22 protein-coding genes are annotated in these 21,170 nt (G+C 63.2%); 11 read left to right on the top strand and 11 right to left on the bottom strand.

The genetic code is table 11. From position 1 onward, the window contains the following. Window positions 1-80 precede the first annotated feature (80 nt). The 6 genes from NKH28_RS09680 to NKH28_RS09655 are packed head-to-tail and all read left to right on the top strand — an operon-like array spanning window position 81 to window position 4,460. Window positions 81-818 carry a GntR family transcriptional regulator gene (locus NKH28_RS09680; RefSeq protein WP_352505374.1) on the top strand — a complete coding sequence of 246 codons (738 nt, stop codon included), beginning with the start codon at window positions 81-83 and terminating at the stop codon, window positions 816-818. Continuing rightward, on the top strand, window positions 815-1,303 hold the full coding sequence (locus NKH28_RS09675; protein ID WP_352978636.1) for a DUF3830 family protein: 489 nt from the start codon (window positions 815-817) through the stop codon (window positions 1,301-1,303). Before NKH28_RS09680 ends, NKH28_RS09675 begins: the two co-directional genes overlap by 4 nt. Further along, entirely contained in the window at window positions 1,304-1,663 is a 360-nt protein-coding gene (locus NKH28_RS09670; RefSeq protein WP_352472221.1) for a TIGR04076 family protein, read from the top strand. Then, complete coding sequence (locus NKH28_RS09665) at window positions 1,660-2,715, top strand: aldo/keto reductase (protein WP_352978634.1); 1,056 nt, start codon at window positions 1,660-1,662, stop codon at window positions 2,713-2,715. The genes NKH28_RS09670 and NKH28_RS09665 overlap by 4 nt, the downstream gene beginning before the upstream one ends. Continuing rightward, a complete protein-coding gene (locus NKH28_RS09660; protein WP_352978633.1) occupies window positions 2,712-3,152 on the top strand; it encodes a DUF4440 domain-containing protein in 441 nt (146 codons plus the stop codon). The genes NKH28_RS09665 and NKH28_RS09660 overlap by 4 nt, the downstream gene beginning before the upstream one ends. A gap of 48 nt (window positions 3,153-3,200) precedes the next feature. Further along, window positions 3,201-4,460, top strand: coding sequence for an ABC transporter substrate-binding protein (locus NKH28_RS09655; RefSeq protein WP_352978630.1), 1,260 nt, complete (start codon window positions 3,201-3,203; stop codon window positions 4,458-4,460). A gap of 5 nt (window positions 4,461-4,465) precedes the next feature. Here the strand turns inward: NKH28_RS09655 and NKH28_RS09650 are convergent, their stop codons facing one another. Both NKH28_RS09650 and NKH28_RS09645 read right to left on the bottom strand, forming a co-directional pair. Further along, window positions 4,466-4,717 carry a sigma factor-like helix-turn-helix DNA-binding protein gene (locus tag NKH28_RS09650; protein WP_502893733.1) on the bottom strand — a complete coding sequence of 84 codons (252 nt, stop codon included), beginning with the start codon at window positions 4,715-4,717 and terminating at the stop codon, window positions 4,466-4,468. Between the two features lie 202 nt (window positions 4,718-4,919). Next, window positions 4,920-5,459 carry an Lrp/AsnC family transcriptional regulator gene (locus NKH28_RS09645; protein ID WP_352452390.1) on the bottom strand — a complete coding sequence of 180 codons (540 nt, stop codon included), beginning with the start codon at window positions 5,457-5,459 and terminating at the stop codon, window positions 4,920-4,922. Window positions 5,460-5,507: 48 nt separating this feature from the next. Between NKH28_RS09645 and NKH28_RS09640 the strand changes: the two genes are divergently transcribed. Both NKH28_RS09640 and NKH28_RS09635 read left to right on the top strand, forming a co-directional pair. After that, window positions 5,508-6,689: an MFS transporter gene (locus NKH28_RS09640; protein ID WP_352978626.1), complete on the top strand. Its 1,182-nt coding sequence runs from the start codon at window positions 5,508-5,510 to the stop codon at window positions 6,687-6,689. 49 nt (window positions 6,690-6,738) lie between these two features. Next, window positions 6,739-7,167: a GNAT family N-acetyltransferase gene (locus NKH28_RS09635; protein ID WP_352612217.1), complete on the top strand. Its 429-nt coding sequence runs from the start codon at window positions 6,739-6,741 to the stop codon at window positions 7,165-7,167. Here NKH28_RS09635 and NKH28_RS09630 read toward each other — a convergent pair whose 3' ends face one another. The 9 genes from NKH28_RS09630 to murA form a co-directional block, all read right to left on the bottom strand. Further along, window positions 7,168-8,298 (bottom strand): anhydro-N-acetylmuramic acid kinase, encoded by a 1,131-nt coding sequence (locus NKH28_RS09630; RefSeq protein WP_352819078.1) that lies wholly within the window; start codon window positions 8,296-8,298, stop codon window positions 7,168-7,170. A gap of 5 nt (window positions 8,299-8,303) precedes the next feature. After that, a complete protein-coding gene (locus NKH28_RS09625; protein ID WP_352819080.1) occupies window positions 8,304-9,305 on the bottom strand; it encodes a serine hydrolase domain-containing protein in 1,002 nt (333 codons plus the stop codon). 68 nt (window positions 9,306-9,373) lie between these two features. Then, on the bottom strand, window positions 9,374-11,122 hold the full coding sequence (locus NKH28_RS09620; protein ID WP_352978623.1) for an ABC transporter ATP-binding protein: 1,749 nt from the start codon (window positions 11,120-11,122) through the stop codon (window positions 9,374-9,376). Beyond that, window positions 11,119-11,958, bottom strand: coding sequence for an ABC transporter permease (locus NKH28_RS09615; protein ID WP_352452396.1), 840 nt, complete (start codon window positions 11,956-11,958; stop codon window positions 11,119-11,121). Before NKH28_RS09615 ends, NKH28_RS09620 begins: the two co-directional genes overlap by 4 nt. Next, a complete protein-coding gene (locus tag NKH28_RS09610; RefSeq protein WP_352819084.1) occupies window positions 11,958-12,917 on the bottom strand; it encodes an ABC transporter permease in 960 nt (319 codons plus the stop codon). The genes NKH28_RS09615 and NKH28_RS09610 overlap by 1 nt, the downstream gene beginning before the upstream one ends. A 34-nt stretch (window positions 12,918-12,951) precedes the next feature. Continuing rightward, a complete protein-coding gene (locus tag NKH28_RS09605; RefSeq protein WP_352978620.1) occupies window positions 12,952-14,472 on the bottom strand; it encodes an ABC transporter substrate-binding protein in 1,521 nt (506 codons plus the stop codon). Window positions 14,473-14,571: 99 nt separating this feature from the next. After that, on the bottom strand, window positions 14,572-15,495 hold the full coding sequence (gene murQ, locus NKH28_RS09600) for an N-acetylmuramic acid 6-phosphate etherase (protein ID WP_352978741.1): 924 nt from the start codon (window positions 15,493-15,495) through the stop codon (window positions 14,572-14,574). A gap of 186 nt (window positions 15,496-15,681) precedes the next feature. After that, a complete protein-coding gene (locus NKH28_RS09595; RefSeq protein WP_352978618.1) occupies window positions 15,682-16,572 on the bottom strand; it encodes a glucosamine kinase nucleotide-binding domain-containing protein in 891 nt (296 codons plus the stop codon). Beyond that, complete coding sequence (gene murA / locus NKH28_RS09590; protein ID WP_352978616.1) at window positions 16,569-17,825, bottom strand: UDP-N-acetylglucosamine 1-carboxyvinyltransferase; 1,257 nt, start codon at window positions 17,823-17,825, stop codon at window positions 16,569-16,571. The genes NKH28_RS09595 and murA overlap by 4 nt, the downstream gene beginning before the upstream one ends. A 186-nt stretch (window positions 17,826-18,011) precedes the next feature. On the opposite strand from murA, the gene NKH28_RS09585 reads away from it, so the two are divergent. From NKH28_RS09585 to NKH28_RS09575, 3 genes are all read left to right on the top strand, one after another. Further along, window positions 18,012-18,860, top strand: coding sequence for a MurR/RpiR family transcriptional regulator (locus tag NKH28_RS09585; RefSeq protein ID WP_352978614.1), 849 nt, complete (start codon window positions 18,012-18,014; stop codon window positions 18,858-18,860). A 242-nt stretch (window positions 18,861-19,102) separates the two neighbouring features. Continuing rightward, the gene (locus NKH28_RS09580) at window positions 19,103-20,212 is read left to right on the top strand and encodes a carbohydrate kinase (protein ID WP_352978612.1); all 1,110 of its coding nucleotides are present in this window, start codon (window positions 19,103-19,105) and stop codon (window positions 20,210-20,212) included. 12 nt (window positions 20,213-20,224) lie between these two features. Then, window positions 20,225-21,154 carry a pseudouridine-5'-phosphate glycosidase gene (locus tag NKH28_RS09575; protein WP_352502990.1) on the top strand — a complete coding sequence of 310 codons (930 nt, stop codon included), beginning with the start codon at window positions 20,225-20,227 and terminating at the stop codon, window positions 21,152-21,154. Window positions 21,155-21,170 lie beyond the last annotated feature (16 nt).

Raw genomic sequence — 21,170 nt, 5'->3', positions numbered from 1 at the left:
TGTGATCACGCTTGCTTTGATCACGCTATTCGGCTTTAATTTCTTCCGCAAGCCGAAAACGGCCAAGACCGGGATTGCCTATGCAGAAGGCCGCCATCGAAAAGAACAATGAGATGATCGCAGCCCAGCTTACGCCGGTCGGCCGCGAGACCGTGCAGGATCGCGTCTATTCGGAGCTGCGCCGCGCCTTGATCGGCGGCCTTTTCGAGCCGAGCCAGGTTCTGACCATCCGCGGCCTCGCCGACGCGCTGGTCACCAGCACCATGCCGGTGCGCGAGGCGCTCGGACGGCTGATCACCGAGAAGGCACTGGAGGCGCTTCCCAACCGTTCGGTGCGCGTGCCGCCGATCACGCTGGAGCGCATCGACGACCTCTTGCGCGCCCGCTCTCTGATCGAGGGCGAAGCGATCGCGCTGGCCGCCACGCGCATGAACCCGCGCCAGATCGCTTCGGTCGAGGCGATGCTCGGCGAATGGGACGAGATGCGGGCGCTGAAGCATAAGAAGGATATCGACCGCGAGGCCACGCTCAACCAGAGCTTCCACTTCGAGATCTACCGTTGCTGCGGTTCCGCCGTGCTGATCCCAATGATCGAGAGCCTGTGGTTGCAATCCGGGCCTTGCATCCGCGTTGCCATTTACGCCTTCTCCGACGCCGGCGAGGTCGATACGGCCCACTACCACCGCAGCATCGTCGCAGCGCTTTCAAGGCAGGATGCGCAAGCGGCGCGTGAGGCTCTGGTGGCCGACATCAGCCGGCCCTTCGCCTTTCTGCGCGACAAGCTCCAATCCACAAGCAAGGAAGGATTGAGGGCATGACGGCGCCTGGCATCAGCATCACCGAGCCACGCTCGATGCTTTCCGTGACCGCGCTGCTGTTGCCTGAAAAGGCGCCCGACAACGCTGCCTTCCTGCTGGCCTATCTCGAGCAGCCGCGCGTCGTTGCCGGCATCCATGCTATGTGGACGGGGCCGGAAATCTCCTGCCCGGTTCCATCAGCCGAACTTGAGGGCCAAACCTATGCCAGGCCCTTGCCGGCGGAGAACGCAACGCTGACGCCGCAGCCGGGCGACATCGTGTTGTCCTACGTGCCGCCGCGCATGTGGGGCGGCAACCCGAATGCCATCTTTGACGTCGGCCTGTTCTACGGAGCGGGTGCACGCCTGCTGTTCCCGATCGGCTGGCTTGCCGGAAGCGTCGTCGCGCAGGTGGTGCCTGAGGATCGCGATAAATTCGCAGCCGCTTGTGGCGTGATCCGCCGCAACGGTGCCTGCGACATCACCTTCACCCGGGTGGAGATCTGAATGGCTGAGACCGACGACAGTTTTGAGCTCTTCGACCTTCGCGTCGAGGCGGTTATCCCCGAGGGCAAGCCGATCTATTGCGGCGCCAAGCCCGGCGACTATTTCGAGTTGAAGGGCGAGATGCTGTCGATGCCAGCGGGGCAAGGTTTCTCGATCTATTCCATTGCGGCAGTGTTGCCGCTTCTGGCCGCAAAGCAGCGCCCGACCCACAGGAACGACTGGATGACGTCGGACGCCGAGATCGCTTGTCCGGATCCCAATTGTGCCAGCCGGCTGAGGATCGTCAGGACCGGCAAGCGGCGGTTCAGCCATGCCGAAACGACGGCGGTGCCGCTGCCGAAGGAGAATGACCGGAGATGACCGCCAAGGCTTTCGAGCTCAGCCCCGGCTATACGATCTCGCGCGTTATTCGCGGCGGCTGGCAGCTTGCCGGCGGGCACGGCGCGATCGACCGCCAACAGGCGGTAACCGACCTGATCGCCACCTTCGACGCCGGCATCAGGACCTATGATTGCGCCGATATCTATACCGGTGTCGAGGAGCTGATCGGCGCGGCACGCCTGCGCCTTGCCAATGAGCGTGGCCTTGATGCTGCCGCCAAGATGAAGGTGCACACCAAGCTAGTGCCTGACCTCGAACGGCTTTCCACGATCAGCCGCGACTACATCAGCAGCATCGTCGAGCAGTCGCTGCGGCGGCTGAAGACCGAGCGGCTCGATCTCGTGCAGTTCCACTGGTGGGACTATGCGCTGCCCGGCTATGTCGAAGCGATGGGCTGGCTCAACGAAATCCGCGGGGAAGGCAAGGTGCGCAACATCGGCACCACGAACTTCGACACGCCGCGGTTGGCCGAGATCCTGGCCGCCGGTGTGCCGCTGGTCAGCCAGCAATTGCAATACTCGGTGCTCGACCAGCGGCCAGCCAACAGCCTTGCAGCGCTCGCCAGCCGGCACGGCGTCAGTTTCCTCTGCTACGGTTCGGTGGCGGGCGGCTTCCTCAGCGAAAAATGGCTTGGCGCTGCCGAGCCGCAGACGCCGCTCGAAAACCGATCGCTGGTCAAATACAAGCTGATCATTGACGACTTTGGTGGCTGGGAGCTTTTCCAGGAGTTGCTTCGCACACTGAAGGCCGTCGCCGACCGCCACGGCGTCGATATCGCCACCATCGCCAGCGCCTGGGTGCTGGAGCAGCCGCAAGTGGCGGCCGTCATCGTCGGCGCTCGCAACCAGGCGCACGCCCTTGCCAATGCCAGAATCATGGACGTCGCGCTCGATGCCGACGACCGGGCGAGGATCGCTGCCGTGATCGCGCAAAGCCGTGGGCCGCTGGGCGACGTCTACACTTTGGAACGCGACCGTCACGGCCGCCACGGCTCGATCATGCATTACAATTTGAATGCAGGCAGGAAATGAACGCGGCCATGGACGAAAAGCCCTCCTTGCTTTCCCGCGCCAGCGCCGAGGTGGTCGATCTCCACCGCTTCTTCGTCGACTGGTTCAATGCGGCGAGTGCGGACAATTCAGATTTCAGGCGCTTCGAACGCGTCATGGGCGAAGGCTTCCGCATGGTTGTGCCGGATGGCCAGGTCCTCGATCGTGACGCGGTGCTCGACCATGTAAGGGCAAGCCGCGCCACTTGTGACGGCAATTTCACCATCTCGATCGAGGAAATCCGGGCCGGCTGGCAACAAGGCGACACGATCGTCGTCAGCTACATCGAAGCGCAGCAGCGCGCCGGCAAGCATAGCCGCCGCCGCTCAAGTGCCGTTTTCACCACCAGTTCATCGGCGCCCAACGGCGTCGAATGGCGATATCTGCATGAAACCTGGCTGCAGATGCCGGAAGGCTGAACAGGCTCAAGACATCAATGAGAGTCGTGTAACGAAAGGGGAACAACAATGAAAAAGACCATACTTCAGATCACCACCGCGCTCGCACTGCTGACAGCGGCCGGCGCAGCGCAAGCCGCCGATTGCAAGATCACCGTCGGCCTCGTCATGGAACTGACAGGCCCGGCCGGCGAGTACGGCCAGGCCGGCGCCAAATCGGTCGAGATGGCCTTCCGCGACATCAACGATGCGGGTGGCGTCCGCGGCTGCGATCTCGCAACCGACACGCGCGACAGCCAGAGCCAGGGCAACATTGCGGTCGACGCCGCGACGCAACTCGTGCAGGTCAAGAAGGTGCCAGTGATCGTCGGCGGCATCATCTCCTCGGTGTCGATCCCGATCCTGACCTCGGTCACCGCTCCGGCCAAGATAGTCCAGGTGTCGCCTGCTTCCTCGTCGCCGACGCTGACGGCGCTCGGGCGCGACGGCAAGACCAACGGCATCTTCTTCCGCACCATCACATCTGATGCGCTGCAGGGCGTCGCCGCCGCCAAATATGCCATCGACAAAGGCTTCAAGAAGCTGGCGGTCATCCACGTCAACAACGACTTCGGCGTCAACATGGTGGCGGAATTTTCGCGCGCCTATAAGGCACTCGGCGGCACCATCGTCTCCGACACGCCCTACAATGAAAAGCAGTCGAGCTATGCCTCGGAAGTGACGGCGGCGATGGCCGGCGAGCCCGACGGGCTTTATCTCGTCAGCACGCCTGTCGACGGCGCAACCATCGCCCGCACCTGGATTTCGCAGGGCGGTGTCCAGAAATTCCTGCTCAATGACGGCATGAACAGCCCGGACTTCATCGAATCCGTTGGCGCGGATTATCTGAAGGATGCGTACGGCACTTCCTCCGGCACCAGCCCGACCGCATCGACCGAGTATTTCACCAAGAACTATAAGGAATTTTCGGGCATCGAACCGTCGAACCCGGCGGCCGACCGGTCGTATGATGCCGGCGCCATCGTCGGCCTGGCCATCGCCATTGCGGGCTCCGAGGATCCGGCCAAGATCAAGGAGGCGATGTACAAGGCGGTCGACCCGGCCGGCACGCCGATCTATGCCGGCAAGGACGAGTTCGCCAAGGCGCTCGGCCTGATCAAGGATGGCAAGCCGATCCGCTACGAAGGCGTCATCGGCCCGGTCGCCTTCGACAAATACGGCGACATCACCGGCCCGTTCCGCCTCTGGAAGATCGTCGACGGCAAGGTGACGACCGACGGCGAAATGACGACGGATGACGTCAACGCCTTGCAGGCGAAGCTTCAGTAAGCCGCCTATGTCTTGTCCGGCATCGATCCCATTCCATTGAGCTTGATGCCGGACACTTGCATGTCCTGTTGCCGGTCAGGCCGGCCTGGAAACGACCACCGCACCAGCCCAGAGCGGCCTCGGTTCAACGCAGCTTTGACACCACCCACGGTCGAGCCGACGAGATCGGCAATCTCTTCCAGCGAATAGTCGAAGACATCCTTGAGCAGGACGCAGGCGCGCTCCTTGGGCGGCAGATGGATCACCAGCCGCTCGATGGCGCGATCCGCGCCCTGGCCCGCCGTCCAGCGAAATGAAGCTGCCCACGATCAATTTTCTCATCGCGTGTCTCCGGTTGCGCAACAGGCATCCAGTCGGATCCAAGAACCGGCGCAAACGAACCGGCCCGACGGATGACCACAGGATGCTTGCCTGAGACGTTTCCGGTTCGACTTTGGATAAGCGTGAGGACCATTTGAGCTAATAAAGCGGCTTGGCCATATGCCGGGGGGTCGGCCATTCCGTCGTTATCCCCGGCTGCACCGGCCGCTCGAGATAGGTCGACAGGACCACATAGCTTCGGGTCGAGGTGACGCCGGGTGTTTCGTAGAGGCGCGACAGCAGGCCCTCGAGCGCCCGCGTGTCCTCGGTGCGGACCTTGATCAGCATGCATGTGTCGCCGGCCACCGAATGGATCTCCTCGACTTCGGGGTGTTCGGAGATTGCCATCAGCTCCGGCGTCTTTCCCCACCCCTTTGTGTCGATATGGACGAAGGCAAGCAGCGGCTTGTGCACCGCCTTGGGATCGATGATGACCGCGGTGTTGCGGATGGCGCCGCTGCGCCGGAGGCGCTTGACGCGTTCATGGGCTGCCGGCGGTGAAAGGCCGACGCGGTCGCCGAGCTCGGCATAGCTGATCGTGGCGTCGTCCACCAGAACGCCTAATATTTTTCGGTCGGTTGCATCGATATCGCGGGCGGCGGGCCTGTTCTGCGGAATGCCATCTGTTTCTTCATCCATATTAAAATTCCCGATTGATGCAGAATTTAATACGGCCATTATTGCCATATGTCGAACACTGATCAAGTCGTCACATTCGCAGCGGCGCCCAGGCCGCCAATCCCGGCACTCGCTTACCTGCTGACGGGGTGCATTGCCGTGATCGGCTCGAACTCGCTGGTGCTCGGTCCGATCGCGCCGGCGGTGGCCGCGTCCTTCGGCACAAGCGTGCCGGCGGTTATGATCGCGTCGGCCGCGTTCGGGCTCGGGACGTCGGCAAGCGCCTTGTTCCTGGCGCGCTATATCGATCGGCTTGGCGCCCGCCGCATGCTGCAAGGGGCGTTGCTGCTGCTGGCGATAGCGCTCGTCGCCAGCGCCGCTGCGCCGACCGTGACGGCGCTGGTCGCGGCCCAGCTTCTCGCCGGCATCGCTGCAGGTGTCGCCATGCCGGCAATCTATGCCAGCTCCGCCGCGATTGCGCCGCCCGGCCGCGAAAGCGGCACCATAGGCGTCGTGCTGACCGGCTGGACGCTGAGCATGGTCGCCGGGGTTTCGCTGTCGGCCGTGCTTGCCGATCTGGTGCATTGGCGCGCCGTATTCGCTGCGGTCGCGGTGCTCTCAGCACTCGCCTTGGCCAGCCTGTCGCTGACCTCGCTCAGCGATGTCAGGAAGAGCGGTCCGGCACCGACGCCGCTGGGTGCGTTGGCCGTTCCGGGCATAGTGCCGCTGCTGGTCGCCTGCGCGGCCTTCATGACCGCGTTCTACGGCATCTACGGCTATCTGGGCGATCACCTTCACAACGGCTTGGGACGGCCGGTCAGTGCCAACGGGCTGGCCGCGCTCGCCTATGGTGTCGGCTTTGGCGCGGCGGCACTTCTTGACGGCGTTATCGACCGCTTAGGCGCGCGGCGTGTCATGCCATTTGCCTATCTGCTTGTCGCGGTCGTCTATGTAGTGATTGCCGCGGCAAGCAGTAGTTTTCATCTGACCATAGTGGTGATAGCCGTCTGGGGCCTTGCCAATCATTTCGGGCTGAACGTCCTGGTGATGCGCCTGTCGGCGCTCGACCCTGCGCGTCGCGGCACGATCATGGGTTTGAACAGCGCGGTGACCTATCTTGCGGTGTTCGTCGGCACCACGGCGTTCGGACCGCTCTATTCCACGTTCGGTTTTGCACCATCGGCGGTGATTGCAGCTTTGCTCATGCTGATCGCTGCTGCGGCAGCGGCGTGGCGTTCGCCGAAGCTATAGCGCAGCAAGGCTTGCTTCTCGGGCCCGTCCTTCGATAGATGCTTGGCGGATGAACAATACAACGCTTGAGACAACCGCCGACCCCTTGCCGCACGAGCTGGCTTTTCTCGGAGAGCGGCTTGCGGCGTTCAACGACAGTGATGTCGGCGCCTCCTGCAGGAAGGCATTGGCCGTGTTCGTGCGCGATGAGCACGGCGCTATTGTCGCCGGCATCTCGGGATATACAGCCTGGGGCTGGCTCTATGTGCAATGGCTCTGGGTCGATGAAAAACTGCGCGGTCACCGCATGGCCGGCAGGATGCTCCAGGCGGCCGAGAGGGAGGCGATCGCGCGCGACTGTCACGGCGCCTGGATCGACACGTTCAATCCCAAGGCCGCCAAGGCCTATGAGCGCCAGGGCTATTTGCCCTTCGGCGTGCTTGCCGATTTCCCCATTGGCCGCAGCCGTATCTTCCTGCAGAAGAAATTGTTGGCTTAGTTAGCCGGCAAGGCGTCCGCCGCGCATCGGCTGGGGCACGCCGGTCGTACTGGGAAAGCTGATCGGCAAGCCCCTGAGCACGCGCACTGCCAGGAACGCAAAACACTCCGCCTCCACCGCATCGCCCTTCCAGCCAAGCGCCTCGGCCGGAACCGCTTCCACGCCAGCGCGGCTGGCAAGCATGGCCATGATCGTTGGGTTGTGTCGACCGCCACCGCTGACCACCAGCCGCTTCGGCCGGCGCGGCAGAAGATCGAGCGCCTTGCCGACGGCGGCCGCGGTGAAGGCCGTCAGCAGGGCTGCGCCATCCTCGGTGTTCATTCCGTCCGCCATCGAGGCGCCGAAATCGAAACGGTCCAGCGATTTCGGATAGGGTTTGGTCAAATACGGATGCTGCAGGAGCTTGGCCAGCCGTGCCTCGTCGACCGTGCCGGCGCGGGCAAGGGCGCCGTCGCGGTCCATTTCGCCGAGCCCCTTCGATTTGATGAAATCGTTCAGCGGTGCGTTGGCGGGCCCGGTGTCGAAGGCAACAACATTGTCCGTGCCGTCCCACCAGGTGATGTTGGCGACGCCGCCGAGATTGAGCACCGCCGTGTCGCCGGTGGCGTCGGCTTCGCGCAGCAGCGCGGCGTGATAGGCGGCCGACAGCGGCGCGCCCTGGCCGCCGGCGCGCATGTCGGCCGAGCGGAAGTCATAGGCGACCCTGGTGCCAAGGATGGCATGCATCAGCTCGCCGTCGCCAAGCTGGCGGGTCTGGCCCAGTCGGCCCACTTGCGGGGCACGGTGCAGCACGGTCTGGCCGTGGAAGCCGACGACCCCTATATCGGCCATCGTCAGCCCGTGGCTTTCGACCAGATCCTTGACTGCCGCGGACTGGGCGCGCGTCAGCGCTTCCTCTGCCTCGTGGAAGATTGCCGGTTCCGGCCCTGTGAAATTCCAGCTCCTTGCCTGCCGCAGCGTCTCTTCCAGCAAGGTCCGGATCGACTGCGGGTAGGGGGCCAGCGTGTAGATGCCGAAGTCGTCAATCCGTTCGCCGTCGGTCTTGATCAGCGCGACATCGATATTGCCGTCCAGCACGGTGCCGGTCATCAGGCCGACGGCCCACATGGGTCCGCCATTTTTCGGATTCATGGTTGTCAGGCTCCGTTGACGAGATCGCCGACCGCTTGGCGAAGCGCTGCGATCCCGCTGTTGAAATGACGTGTCGGATGGATCCGGTTGGTGAGCAAGGTCCAGGCTCTGCCTTTGTCGAAGTCGACCCACAGCCCGACACCGGTAAAGCCGGTATGCCCGATGGTTTCGGGGCTGCATAACCGGCCGCCGGACCAGCCTTCGTAGGGTCGCTCCCAGCCATGGGTGCGGGTTGCCGACAAGGGCGTGCGCATTAGCGCGATCGAACGCTGCGACGCGCCGGTCCCGTCCAGCAGCCCTTGCGCAAAGTCGAGGACCGAAGCCGCCGTTCCGAACAGGCCAGCGTGACCGGCACCTTGCAAGGCCGAGCAATTGTCGTCGTGGACTTCGCCGCAGAGCACGCGATGGCGCCATGTGCAGTCTTCGGTCGCCGCCGCTTGATCCGGTTCGGCGGAGAACGCGAAGCCCGGACCGGGATCTATGTCGCGAATGGTCTTGCCAGACAGGCGCTCCAGGACGAAGCCGAGCAGGATGAAGTTGATATCAGAATAGACCGGCTCGCCAGCCTGCCATTCGCGCTGCAGGATGAAGGCGCGCAGCAGGTCCGGATCGTGGCCATAGGTGTAGATCGGCGCGACGGCGGGAAACGGTGTCTGATGGCCGAGACACTGACGAAACGTTACGTTCCGTTCCCAGGCTTTTTCGTCATATTGGCGAAGGTCGGGCAGGACGGAAATCAGCGGCGCGTCGAGGTCGATGACGCCTTCTTCCGCCAGTGCCAGGATACGCGACGTGGTGAAGATGATTTTGGTCAGCGAGGCCAGGTCGAACCATGTCCCGACATGCATCGGCCGTATCTTGGGCACGGTTTGAGCCCAACCGATTGCCCGGACGATGCGTTCGCCGTCCCCGTCAACTATGCCGAGCACGCCGCCCGGAATGCGCGATGCGGCTACGGCCGCTTCGAGCGGGGCGAATGCGCGGGAGAGGAGATCATGGTCGATCAACTACGCCTCCGTTTGGAAGGCAGCGAGGGGCTGTCCGTCTGACTCTGCATGCTTTCGAGCGACAATCATCACGCTTCCACCCGTGCCCTATGATCCGGCCCGAATTGCTGCCAATTGGCCGGCCCCGGCTCAAACCCCAGCGGACGCACGAGCGAGGGGACTTGGCGCGTGTCCAGCTCGAAACGTTCATGCCGCCGGTCTATAGTAGGAACGGCCGCGATAAGCTGTTTGGTATAGGAGTGCTTCGGCTCCGAGAGCACCGATCTGGCATCGCCGATCTCGACAATCTGGCCGGCATAGATGACCGCGATGCGATGGGCGATCCGCTCGACGACAGCCATGTCATGCGAGATGAACAGATAGGCCAGCCCGAATTCACGCTGCAGCTCGATCAAAAGCTCCAACACCCTGGCCTGCACCGACACATCGAGCGCCGAAACCGCTTCGTCGAGGACGACAACCGAAGGATTGAGCATCAGCGCGCGAGCGATGCACAGGCGTTGCCGCTGGCCGCCGGAGAATTCGTGCGGATAGCGCTGCAGGCTGTTTTCCGGAAGGCCGACGCGTTTCAGCAGCGCGGCCATTTTCGCCCGCGTTTCAGCAGTTATCCGTCCGCCGGTAGCGATCACAGGCTCTGCGAGGATGCTTTGGATGGTGAGTCTGGGATTGAGCGAGCCATAGGGATTCTGGAACACCATCTGCATGGGAAGGGCGCTCTGCCCGGCGACGGGCTTGCGCGTGCTGGCCGAGATTGTGCCGTGCGTCGGGCGCACCAGCCCCAGAATCGCGCGGGCGGTAGTGGACTTTCCGGAACCGCTCTCGCCGACGACCGCCAATGTCTCGCCCGGCATTAGCTCGAAATCCACCCCGTCCACCGCGTGCACGGCACCGCTGGCGCGGCTGAAAAACCCAGCCTTGACCGGAAACCGCACTACGAGGCCATCGACCTTCAGCGCCGGGTCGGCAGCTTTTTGCGTTTCGCGTTGCACGTCCTTGCGTGCGGCACTGCCGCCGGCGAAATGCGGCACCGCATGAAGCAGATGCCGCGTATAGGGATGCCGCGGATCGTCCAATATCTGGTTCAATGCGCCCTGCTCGACAGCTTCTCCGCCCTGCATCACCATCACCTTGTCGGCGATGCCTGCAACCAGACCGATGTCGTGGGTGATGAAGATCATCGACATCCCGGTTTCCTGCTTTAATTCGGCGAGCAGCGCCATGATCTGCGCCTGCACCGTAACATCCAGCGCCGTCGTTGGCTCGTCGGCAATGAGCAGGCGCGGGTTGCACGCAATCGCCATGGCGATCATCACCCGCTGCAGCATGCCGCCCGACAGCTGGTTGGGCGTGTATTTCAGCCGCCTCGCTGCGTCGGGAATACGGACGCGGTCGAGCGCGTCCTTGGCTGCCGCCGTTGCTTGTCGTCCGGTCAGGCCGCGATGCAGGCGAAACGATTCCTCGATCTGCCAGCCAATGGTCAGCACCGGATTGAGCGAGGTCATCGGCTCCTGGAAGATCATGCCGATTTCGCCCCCGCGGATCTTCGTCAATTGCGGCTCGGCTGCGGCTGTCAGGTCGAAGGTGCTGCCGTCGGCCCGCCTCAGCTTGATCGACCCGCCGGTGATGCGGCCGCCGCCATAATCGACAAGGCGATTGATCGACAGCGCCGTAACCGATTTGCCCGAGCCGCTTTCGCCGACGATGGCCAGCGTTTCGCCGTCGGCGAGATCGAAGCTGACGCCGCGCACGACCTCATTGGCTTGCGGGTTGCGGCCGAAGCCGACGCGCAATCCGCTGACGGACAGCAGCGGGATCATGCGATCGATCTCCGCATCTTCGGGTCGAGGACATCGCGCAACGCATCGCCGAGCAGGTTGAAACCGAGGATGCCGATCATGATCGCCACGCCCGGGAAGATCATCAGCCAGGGAGCTGTCTCCATCAGATTGCGGCTGTCGCTCAGCATCAGGCCGAGCGACGCGGCGGGCGGCTGCGTGCCGAGCCCGAGGAAGCTTAAGCCGGCTTCGGTCAGCAGTGCCCAGGCCAGCGCCAGCGTCACCTGAACCGTCAGTGGCGCCACCAGATTGAGCAGCAGATGCCGTGTTACGATATAGCCCGCACTGCTGCCGAACGTGCGGGCCGCGTCGACGAATTCGCGCGCCTTGAGCGACAGAGCCGGACCTCGCACGACGCGCGTGAAGATCGGTGTGTAGACGATGGCGATGGCAATGACGCTGGTCGAGGTTCCCGGTCCCGCAACCGCGACGATCAGCAGCGCCAGCAGGATCGCCGGGAACGCCAGCACAACGTCCATGATGCGCATCACTAGGCCGTCCCAGCGGCGCCCGAACCAGGCTGCCGCCAGCCCGAGCACGGTGCCGGCCAGTGTCGCGACGGCGACCGAAAAGAAGGCCACGATGAAGGACTGGCCGATCCCGGTCATCAGCCGACTTGCGACATCGCGGCCGAACAGGTCCGTGCCCATCCAGTAGGTGCCGTCAGGCGCATGCAGCCGTTCGACCCGGTGCTGCGTCAGCGGATTGTGCGGCGTCAGCCCCAGCATGCCAAGCACGGCAAGCAGCAGATAAAGCGCAACGATCGCACCACCGATGCGGCCACTGGGATGCGCAAATATAGCCCGCAATGTCGCCATCAGTGCTCGCTTAGCCGGATACGCGGGTCGAGCGCGACATAGGCAAGGTCGACGAGGAGATTGACGATCATGAAGTTGAAGGCGATGAACAGCACGCTTCCCTGCACCAGCGCGTAGTCGCGCTGCAGGATGGCATCCAGCACCATGCGGCCGAGACCGGGCAGCGCATAAATCTGCTCGACGATGACAGCTCCGCCCAGGAGGTAGCCGAACTCTATGCCGCTCAGTGTCACGACCGGGATGAGCGCGTTGGGCAAGGCATGCCGCCAGATGACGCCGCGCGCCGAAACGCCCTTGCTGCGCGCCGTCCTGACATAGTCGTCGCTGAGCACATCGAGCATAGCCGAACGCGATATGCGGGTCACCGAAGCCGCGAAGGCAAATCCAAGCGTGACCGCAGGCAGCAACAGCTGGCCGAGATTGCGCAGCGGATCCTGCCACAGCGGCGAAAACTCGCCCATCGCCGGCAAAACGCCAAACCCCGCCGACAGCGTGTAGATGATCAGCAGGGCAAGGACGAAGTTCGGCGTCGACTGCCCGATCATTGCGACAACGCGCACGCCGAGGTCGGACAGCTTTTCGTTATGGGTGGCGGCAAAGATCCCCGCCGGCATGCCGACAAGCAGGGCGATGACCATCGACAGCAGGGCGAGTTCCAACGTTAGCGGGAAACGCTCGAGGATGACGTCGAGCACCGGCCTGCCATAGGTGGACGAAAGGCCGAGATTGCCTTGGAAAAGACCAAGCAGCCAGCGCCAGTACTGGATGAACCAGGGCTGGTCGATGCCGAAATAAGCTGCAAGCGCATCGCGCTGCTGCGGCGTCAGCAGGCCGGCTTCGGTCCCCAGCATTGCCGTGATCGAATCGCCCGGAACCATCCTGATCGCCAGGAACACCACGATGGACACGCCAAGCAGGACGAGAGGGAAGGTCGCCAGTCGCCGCATCAGATAGTTCACGCGAAGAATATCCTCTCGTCCGGCATCAAAGCAGCTACTGGATCGTCACCTTGGCGAGGCTGAACAGCGAACCTGTCGGCACCGGTTCGAATCCTGCGATATTCTTCTGCTGTGCCGTGTAGCTGTAGGACGTGTAGAGCCAGATCCAGGGCGACATCTCAGTGATGTGCTTCTCGAAGTCGGCGAAGATCGCTTTGCGCGCTGCCGGGTCGGTCTCGGTGCGGCCCTTCTGCATAAGACTGTCCAGCGTGTCGTCGACATAGTTCGCCACCTTCTGCAGATTGCCCGTCTTGGTCCAGTAGCGGTTGTACATAGTGTAGGGATCGGCCCTGCCGCCGTTCAGCGCGACGGCCATGTCGAAATCGCCCTTCAGCCAGGCGTCGACATAGACGTTGAGCTCCATCATCTTGATGTCGAGCTTGACGCCGATTTCTGCGAGTTGCGACTGGATGACCTGGGCTTCCGCCGCTGCCGTCGGCGGCTCGCCGGTGGCGCCGATCACGGTCGCCGAAAAGCCGTCGGCATACCCGGCTTCGGCCATCAACTGCTTGGCCTTCTCAATGTCGCGCTTATAGCAGAACAACTGCTTCGGATCGGTCGCCAGTGCCGGGATGGTCAGCGGGCCGGTGACCTTGCCTTCGCCGAGCGAGGCGGTGTCCAGCACTTCCTGCCGGTCGATGGCGCAGGAAATCGCCTGACGCACCTTGAGTTCGGTCATCGGTTTGCGGGAGGGATTGAGCTGCAGCACGTGATAGGCAAGCACCGGCACGCGGTTCAACTGCAGGCTGGCTTCCTTGGGCACCAGCGTGGCGACAAGCGGATCGTTGAGCAGGGCAAAATCGATCTGCTTGGTGCGCATCGCCGCCAGGATCGCCGTCTCGTCCGGCAGCACGCTGATTTCGATGCCGTCGACGCCGGTCGCGCCGCCTGCCCAGTCCTTGTTGGCGACAAGCACTTCCTTGGAATTCGGATCCCATTTTTCGAGCTTGAACGGACCCGAGCCGATCGTTGTCGTGCCGATCGAGCCGGCCGCGATTTCGCTTGCCGGGACGATCGCCGCATTGACGTCGCTCATCGCCGTCAGGATCGGCACGTCCGGCTGCGAGAGGTGGAACACGACGGTGGCGGGATCGGGCGTGTCGATGCTGGCGATCGAGAGAAAGTTGGCGCGCGCCGCAGCACCCGTCTTCTCGTCGAGTATGCGCTCGAACGATGCCTTGACGTCGGCCGAGGTCACGGCGGCGCCGTTCTGGAATTTTGCTTTCGGATTGAGCTTGAAGCTCAGCTCCTTGCCGTCCGGCGAGAACTGCCATGAATCGGCAATCGCGGGCGTGATTTGCAGGTTTGCGTCGAGCCGCACCAGCGGTTCGTAGATCAGCTCCAGCAGCCGCAGTGAGGAGAATGCCGTCTGCTTGTGCGGATCAAGACCGGTGGCGTCCTGCGACCACGCCATATGCAGCGTCGCCGCACTCGCCTGCACCGGTAGCGCGGCGATGCCAACCATTGCCGCGAGCGTCATGCCGGAAAGCAGTTTCTTGCCAATGTGCCGTACCATTGTCGTCTCCCATTATTGTTAAACCAGATGCCTTGCAGTTCCCCGGACCGCTTCAAAGGGACACACGCCCCGGAACATCGGCCCAGTATCCATGCGGTTTTACACCGTCTTTTCGCCTATCGCCTTGCGCAGGAAACCTCCCGCGTTGGCAAGCGCCTTACGTGCTTCTTCGACACCCATGCCGGTGATCGTCACCAGGATTGCCAGTTTTACATCATTGCCGGTCTGGTCGAGTGCCTGTCGTGCCTGCTGTGCCGCGCAGCCGGTCGTCTGCATCACGATCCTGACCGCCCTTGCGACAAGCTTCTTGTTGCTTGGATTGAGGTCAACCATCAGGTTCTGATAGCTCTTGCCGATGCGGATCATGCTGGCGGTAGACAGCATATTGAGCACCAGCTTTTGCGCGGTTCCCGATTTCAGCCGGGTCGAGCCGGTGAGGACCTCCGGGCCAACCACCGGAGAGATGGCAATATCGGCAATGCCGGCAATGATTGATCGACGATTGCAGGACAACGCAACTGTGGTGGCTCCCACTTCCTTGGCATAGGTCAGGCCACCGATCACATAAGGTGTGCGTCCGCTGACAGCGATGCCGACCACCACGTCGCCAGCGGTCAGCTTGATGTCCTGCAGCGCCTTTATTCCCTGTTTCGGATCGTCCTCGGCGCCTTCCGCAGAGTGCATCAGCGCGTCGACGCCGCCGGCGATCAGGCCCACCACCATGTCCTCGGGTACGCCGAAGGTCGGCGGACATTCCGAGGCGTCGAGGACGCCGAGCCGGCCGCTGGTGCCAGCCCCCATATAGACAAGGCGTGCACCGTTCTGGAACGCGCTCACGATCCGGTCCACGGCCGCAGCAATATCGGGGATGACCTTCTCGACGGCTGCCGCAACGCCTTTGTCCTCGTCATTGATCTTGCGCAGCACCTCGAGGGTCGGCAACAGATCGATGTCCATGGTTTTCGGGTTCCGGTCCTCGGAAACCAGCCGCTCCAGCTCCGACATCAACCCTTGTTCGACCACTTCGCTTACTTTCAAGTGCGACTGCGAGCAGGACTGTGATGCCCGCGGCAAGCGGCGTCCAGTGCCTGCACCTGGCCGTCGGCTCCGTACCGGCCTGCGCCGGTTCTGTTTCGTTAACTTTTTAGAATTCGATATTCCCTCTGTCAACGGAAAGTAGGAATATTATATTCCTTGCCGAGCAAGGCATCACTGGCGGCAGACGGATTTTCTGGCCAGGATTATGGCTCCCGAAACCGCATCGCCGTCGGCCGGCTTCAGCCGTCGGCGGACGTCGGGAGCGAGCCATGGCTCAAGCGGGCTGGACAACCCTCCGAGCAGCGTAACCCGCGGCGCGCCTTTTTCGAACAGCACCCGCACGAAGGTGTCGATCTGCTCGGCAGCGCCTTGCACGATCCGCCGACCGGCCGGATCGCCCTGGTCGGCATGGCGGATCACCATCGGCGCCATGGCGGCATAGTCCGTCGCGCTGGCGCGGTCCATCCAGGCCACCGCCTCGAACGGATCGTCCTTGAAGCGCTGCATCACCTCGGCCAGCAGCGCCGTCCGCTCATGCCGGCCGTCATGGGCTCGCAAGGCAAGCTGCACTGCCTTCAGTCCGAGATCGGCGCCGCTGCCCTCGTCGGAAATCGGAAAACCGTAGCCGCCGACGCGCAGGTTGCGCCCTTCGACAAAGCCGAGCCCGATCGAACCGGTCCCGGCTATGACGATGGCGCCGTCTTGACCCGAATGCGCGCCAAGGCAAGCCGCGACGCCGTCGCTGACGAAGTCGATGCTCGCAAAGGGTTGTTCGATGCCATGAAACGCCTCGAGCGCACCCTTACGGCCGATGCCGGCAACACCGATACCCGCGCGGATCCTGGCGATTTCCGCCGCCGCGAACCCTGCCTCTTCGATCGCCGCGCCAAAGGCTTTGGCAATCGAGGCCCAGGCCACCTCTATACCGAGTCGCGTTGTCGCCGGGCCCGACAGGCCTTGCCCGAGCACGGTTCCTGCCTCGTCTTCGATACGCGCCCGGCAGCCGGTTCCGCCGCCATCGACGCCCAGGAAATAATGCGGAGACGCCCCACCGGCACTCATTGCCTTATTCGTTCGATCTGGGCGCCGCACAGCCGGAGCTTGCGGTCCAACTGCTCGTACCCGCGGTCGAGATGATAGACGCGATTGATCGTCGTCTCGCCCTCCGACACCAGCGCTGCCAGCACCAGCGAGACGGAGGCGCGCAAGTCGGTCGCCATCACTTGCGCGCCCTTCAGCTTCTCGCCTCCGCGCACCAGCGCCATGGTGCCTTGCAGCTTGATATTGGCGCCGAGCCGCATCAGTTCAGGCACATGCATGAAGCGGTTCTCGAAGATCGTCTCGCGCAACAGCGAAGCGCCCTCGGCACAGCACATCAACGCCATGAACTGCGCCTGGAGATCGGTCGGAAAGCCCGGATAGGGCTCCGTCGTCACGTCGACCGCCTTGAGCGGCCCGTCTCTCGATACGATCAGCCCGCGGTCGCCCGGCCATATTTTCACACCGGCTGCTTCGAGCAGCTGGACGACGGATGCCATGTGCTCGAGCCGCGCGTGGGTCAGCTCGAGCTGACCGCCGGTGATGGCCGCTGCGACGGCATAGGTGCCAGCCTCTATCCGGTCCGGAATGATGTCGTGCGTGGCGGCGCGCCAGTCTGTGCTGCCCCCGATCAGGATGCGGTGCGTGCCGGCGCCCTCGATCCGCGCGCCCATGTCGTTCAGGCAGGCTGCAAGATCGGCCACCTCCGGCTCGCGGGCCGTGTTGAGGATCTCGGTCTCGCCGTTTGCCGTCGTCGCCGCCATCATAGCCGTTTCGGTCGCGCCGACCGACGGCGAGCTCAAAACGATGCGCGCGCCTTTCAGTCCGCCCGGCGCAGACGCGACGATCAGTCCGTTTTCGATCGCGATATCGGCGCCAAGTGCGGCAAGTGCGGCGACATGCATGTCGACCGGCCGTGCGCCGATCGCACAGCCGCCAGGCAGCGAGACCCGGGCATGGCCGAAGCGGGCAAGCAGTGGGCCGAGAACCAGCACCGTCGCGCGCATGCGCCTGACTGTATCGTAGCTTGTCTCCCTGGAGACGGCAGCACTGGTATCGATTGTGGCGGCATGGGCCGATCTGGTGACTTCGGCCCCATGAAGGCCGACGACGCCAAGCATGTTATCGACATCCGTCACCTCAGGCAGGTTGGTCAGCTGCAGCGGATAGGGGCTGAGCAACGCCGCCGCTATTTGCGGCAAGGCCGCGTTCTTGGCGCCGGAGATCGTCACCGCGCCCTCAAGCCTGTGCCCGCCGACGATCCGCAATTTGTCCATGGCTCTGACCTAATCCCGAGCTGTCGGCGAGTCTACGATCTTTGATGTCCGAATCGTCGACATGCCCGAAGGCTGGGCCGCAACCGCACCAGTCGAGATTTGATGGTTCATTCTTGGCTGTCAATCAGAGACGGAATAATTTATTCCTTGGCTTGGCATTGTCGATGACAGGCAGTGGAGGAACGCATGTCCATCCTGAAGAAGATCGAGGCCAAGCTCGAAGTCATGGCGCCCGGCGACCGCGAGATCGGTCGGTATATCGTCGATAACCCCGACCAGATGCTCCGCCTGTCGACGGCGGCGCTTGCCGCCGAGATCGGCCGCAGCCAGTCGAGCGTCGTCAAGTTCAGCCAGAAGCTTGGCTATTCCAGCTATCAGGAGCTTAAGCTCGCCGTCAGTGAGGCCAAGTCGCAGGAATGGCACGTGCCGGCCGGCATGATCCACGGTTCGATCGAGGTCGGCGACAGCTATCTGGTCATCCTGCGCAAGCTGATCGGCAGCAAGCTTTTGTCGATGCAACAGACCGTCGCCGCCAACACCGAGCAGGAAATCGGCAAGGTCCTCGAGGCCTTGAATGGTGCCCGCCGCATTCATTTGGCCGGCGTCGGCGCATCCTCGCTGGTGGCGCGCGACTTTTCCTACAAGCTGATGAAGCTCGGCCGCAACGTGCTGCACGACAGCGACAGCCATGTGCAAATGGCCAATGTCTCGACGCTTGGACGAGGTGACGTGCTGTTCGCGCTCTCCTATTCCGGGGCGAGCATCGAAACCCTGCGGATAGCTGAACTTGCCCGCAATCGCGGCACCACCGTGATCGCCGTCACCGGACTTCGCGACAATCCGCTGAGCCGGGTTGCCGACATTCGCCTCCACACGATCGCCGATGAAGAGCGCGCGCGCTCGTCATCAATAACTGCGCGTGATGCACAACTGACACTGACCGACCTGCTGTTCATCCTGCTCGTGCAGAAGCAGCCTGACGCCAACGAATACGTCCACAACAGCGAATTGGCCGTCTCGGTGCTGAAGGCTTAGTGGTGTTCGCAGTCTCGCGTTAAGGCCTCAGTTCCTCCCTGGCGCTGCACGCCGCGAAGAGCAACTTTCGTCCTCCTTGGTGAAATAGCTTTCTTCAATGTGCTCACCCGCTTTCTTCGTCCGGCTGGCAGAGAGTCGCGGGAGCGCCGATTGGTCAAATGCCGCCGGTCGAAACAAATGTTGACAATGTCATCTGTTGTTGCGAAAGCGTTCAGCTTCGAATTTGACGGCCGGGTGAGACAATGGACGACCTTGGAGCACAGGAACAAGCGGTTCTCGACCTCATTGCGGCGAACCCATTCGCCGGCCAGCAGGACATAGCAACGGTGCTCGGCATCGCCCGCTCGACGGTCGCGGCCCACATCGTGCAACTCGTCAACAAGGGATACATTCTCGGCCGTGGTTACGTCTTGCCGACGTCCAAGCGCATGGTCTGCGTCGGCGGCGCGGTGCTCGACCGCAAATACCACGCCAAGAAGGATCTGATTTTCGAGACGTCGAACCCGGTCGACGGCTATCGCAGCTTCGGCGGGGTTGCCCGCAACGTCGCCGAAAACCTTGCCCGCCTCGGCGTCGACATAAGCTTCGTCTCGATCGTCGGCGACGATGAAACCGGCCGCTCACTGGTGCGGCATCTGCGCGACCTCGGCGCCGATGTCAGCCAGGTCATCACCACCACGGAACGGCCGACGGCGGAATACGCGGCCATCCTCGACCGCAACAACGACCTCGTGCTCGGCATTGCCGACATGGAGATCTTCGATCTGTTTTCGTCGTCCTATCTCGACCGCTTCTGGCCGCATCTGGCTTCGGCGACATGGGTGTTCATCGACTGCAATCTGCCGGCCGCGACCCTCGCAGCACTGATGTCGCGCAAGCAGGGTGCGCGCTTCAAGCTCGCAGTCGACACGGTATCGGCGCCGAAATCAGCGCGCCTGCCGAAGGACCTGACCGGCATCGATCTTCTGTTCACCAATCATGACGAGGCCATTACGATGCTCGGCATGACGGATGCCGACAGGCGGCTGACGCCCGAGGAAGCAGCGGCAGCGCTGCGCGCGGCCGGCGCCGGCGAGGTGATCGTGACCGTGGGCGCGCATGGATTTGCCGTTGCGACCGAGAGCGGTGTGACGACCATGCACTCCGTCCCGGCCAAGCCCGTCGACATCACCGGCGCCGGTGACGCGATGATCGCCGGCACTCTGTACAAGGTGCTTTCGGGTGAGCCGGTCGCTCATGCCGTGCGCACCGGCGCGCTGCTTGCCACACTGACCACCGAGAGCGAAGCCAGCGTCCATCCCGATCTGTCGCCGCGCTTCCTTGCCGCCGGCACGTACCGCATTCCTGCCTGAAAGCGAGATGATATGAAACCTTTCCTTGTCCACCTGAACGATGAAGTCGCTGCTGCGCTTGATGAAGGCCGCGCGGTGGTGGCATTGGAATCGACGATCATCACCCACGGCATGCCCTATCCGGCCAATCTGGAAACTGCCCGTGGTGTCGAGACCGTGGTGCGTGAAAACGGCGCCGTGCCCGCCACAATCGCAGTGGTCGCCGGCAAGATCAAGGTTGGCCTCGACGACCGTGAGCTGGAAGAGCTGGCAGCGGCAAAGGGCGTGGTCAAGGCTTCCGGGCGCGATCTCGCCGCCATCATGGTGCGCGGCGGCTCGGCCGGAACCACCGTCTCGGCGACGATGCGGATCGCCGCGTTAGCCGGGATCGGCATTTTTGCGACCGGCGGCGTGGGCGGCGTGCATCGCGGCGCCGAAGCCACTTTCGATATCTCCGCCGACCTGACCGAACTCGGCCAAACCGGCACGACCGTCGTCTGCGCCGGAGTTAAGTCGATCCTCGATATTGCGAAGACGCTGGAATATCTGGAAACTCAGCGCGTGCCGGTGATCGCCTATGGGAGCGATGATTTTCCGGCTTTCTACACCCGCTCCAGCGGGCTCAAGGCCGATCATCGCCTCGACACGCCCGACGAGATCGCGCGAGCCATGCTGCTGCATGACGAGATGGAATCCGGCACCGGCATTCTCGTCGCCAACCCTATTCCCGAAGCGGACGCGCTCGATCCGGCGTTCATCGACGGCACGATCGCAGCGGCCGTGGCTGAGGCCGAGAAGCGCGGCATCGGGCGCAAGGAACTGACGCCGTTTCTGCTCGCACGCATCAATGAGCTTTCGCAAGGCCGCAGCCTGAAGGCCAACATCGCGCTGGTCCGCAACAACGCCGCGCTTGCTGCCCGCATCGCGGTTGCGCATGCGGAATTGAAGGGCGCGACCAGATAGAGACAGCGCCCGGCCA

The organism is Mesorhizobium sp. M1227 (assembly GCF_040318315.1).
Taxonomy (GTDB): domain Bacteria; phylum Pseudomonadota; class Alphaproteobacteria; order Rhizobiales; family Rhizobiaceae; genus Mesorhizobium.
The sequence above is the reverse complement of the archived record's forward strand: the minus strand, read 5'-3'. Positions and strand labels throughout refer to the sequence as shown.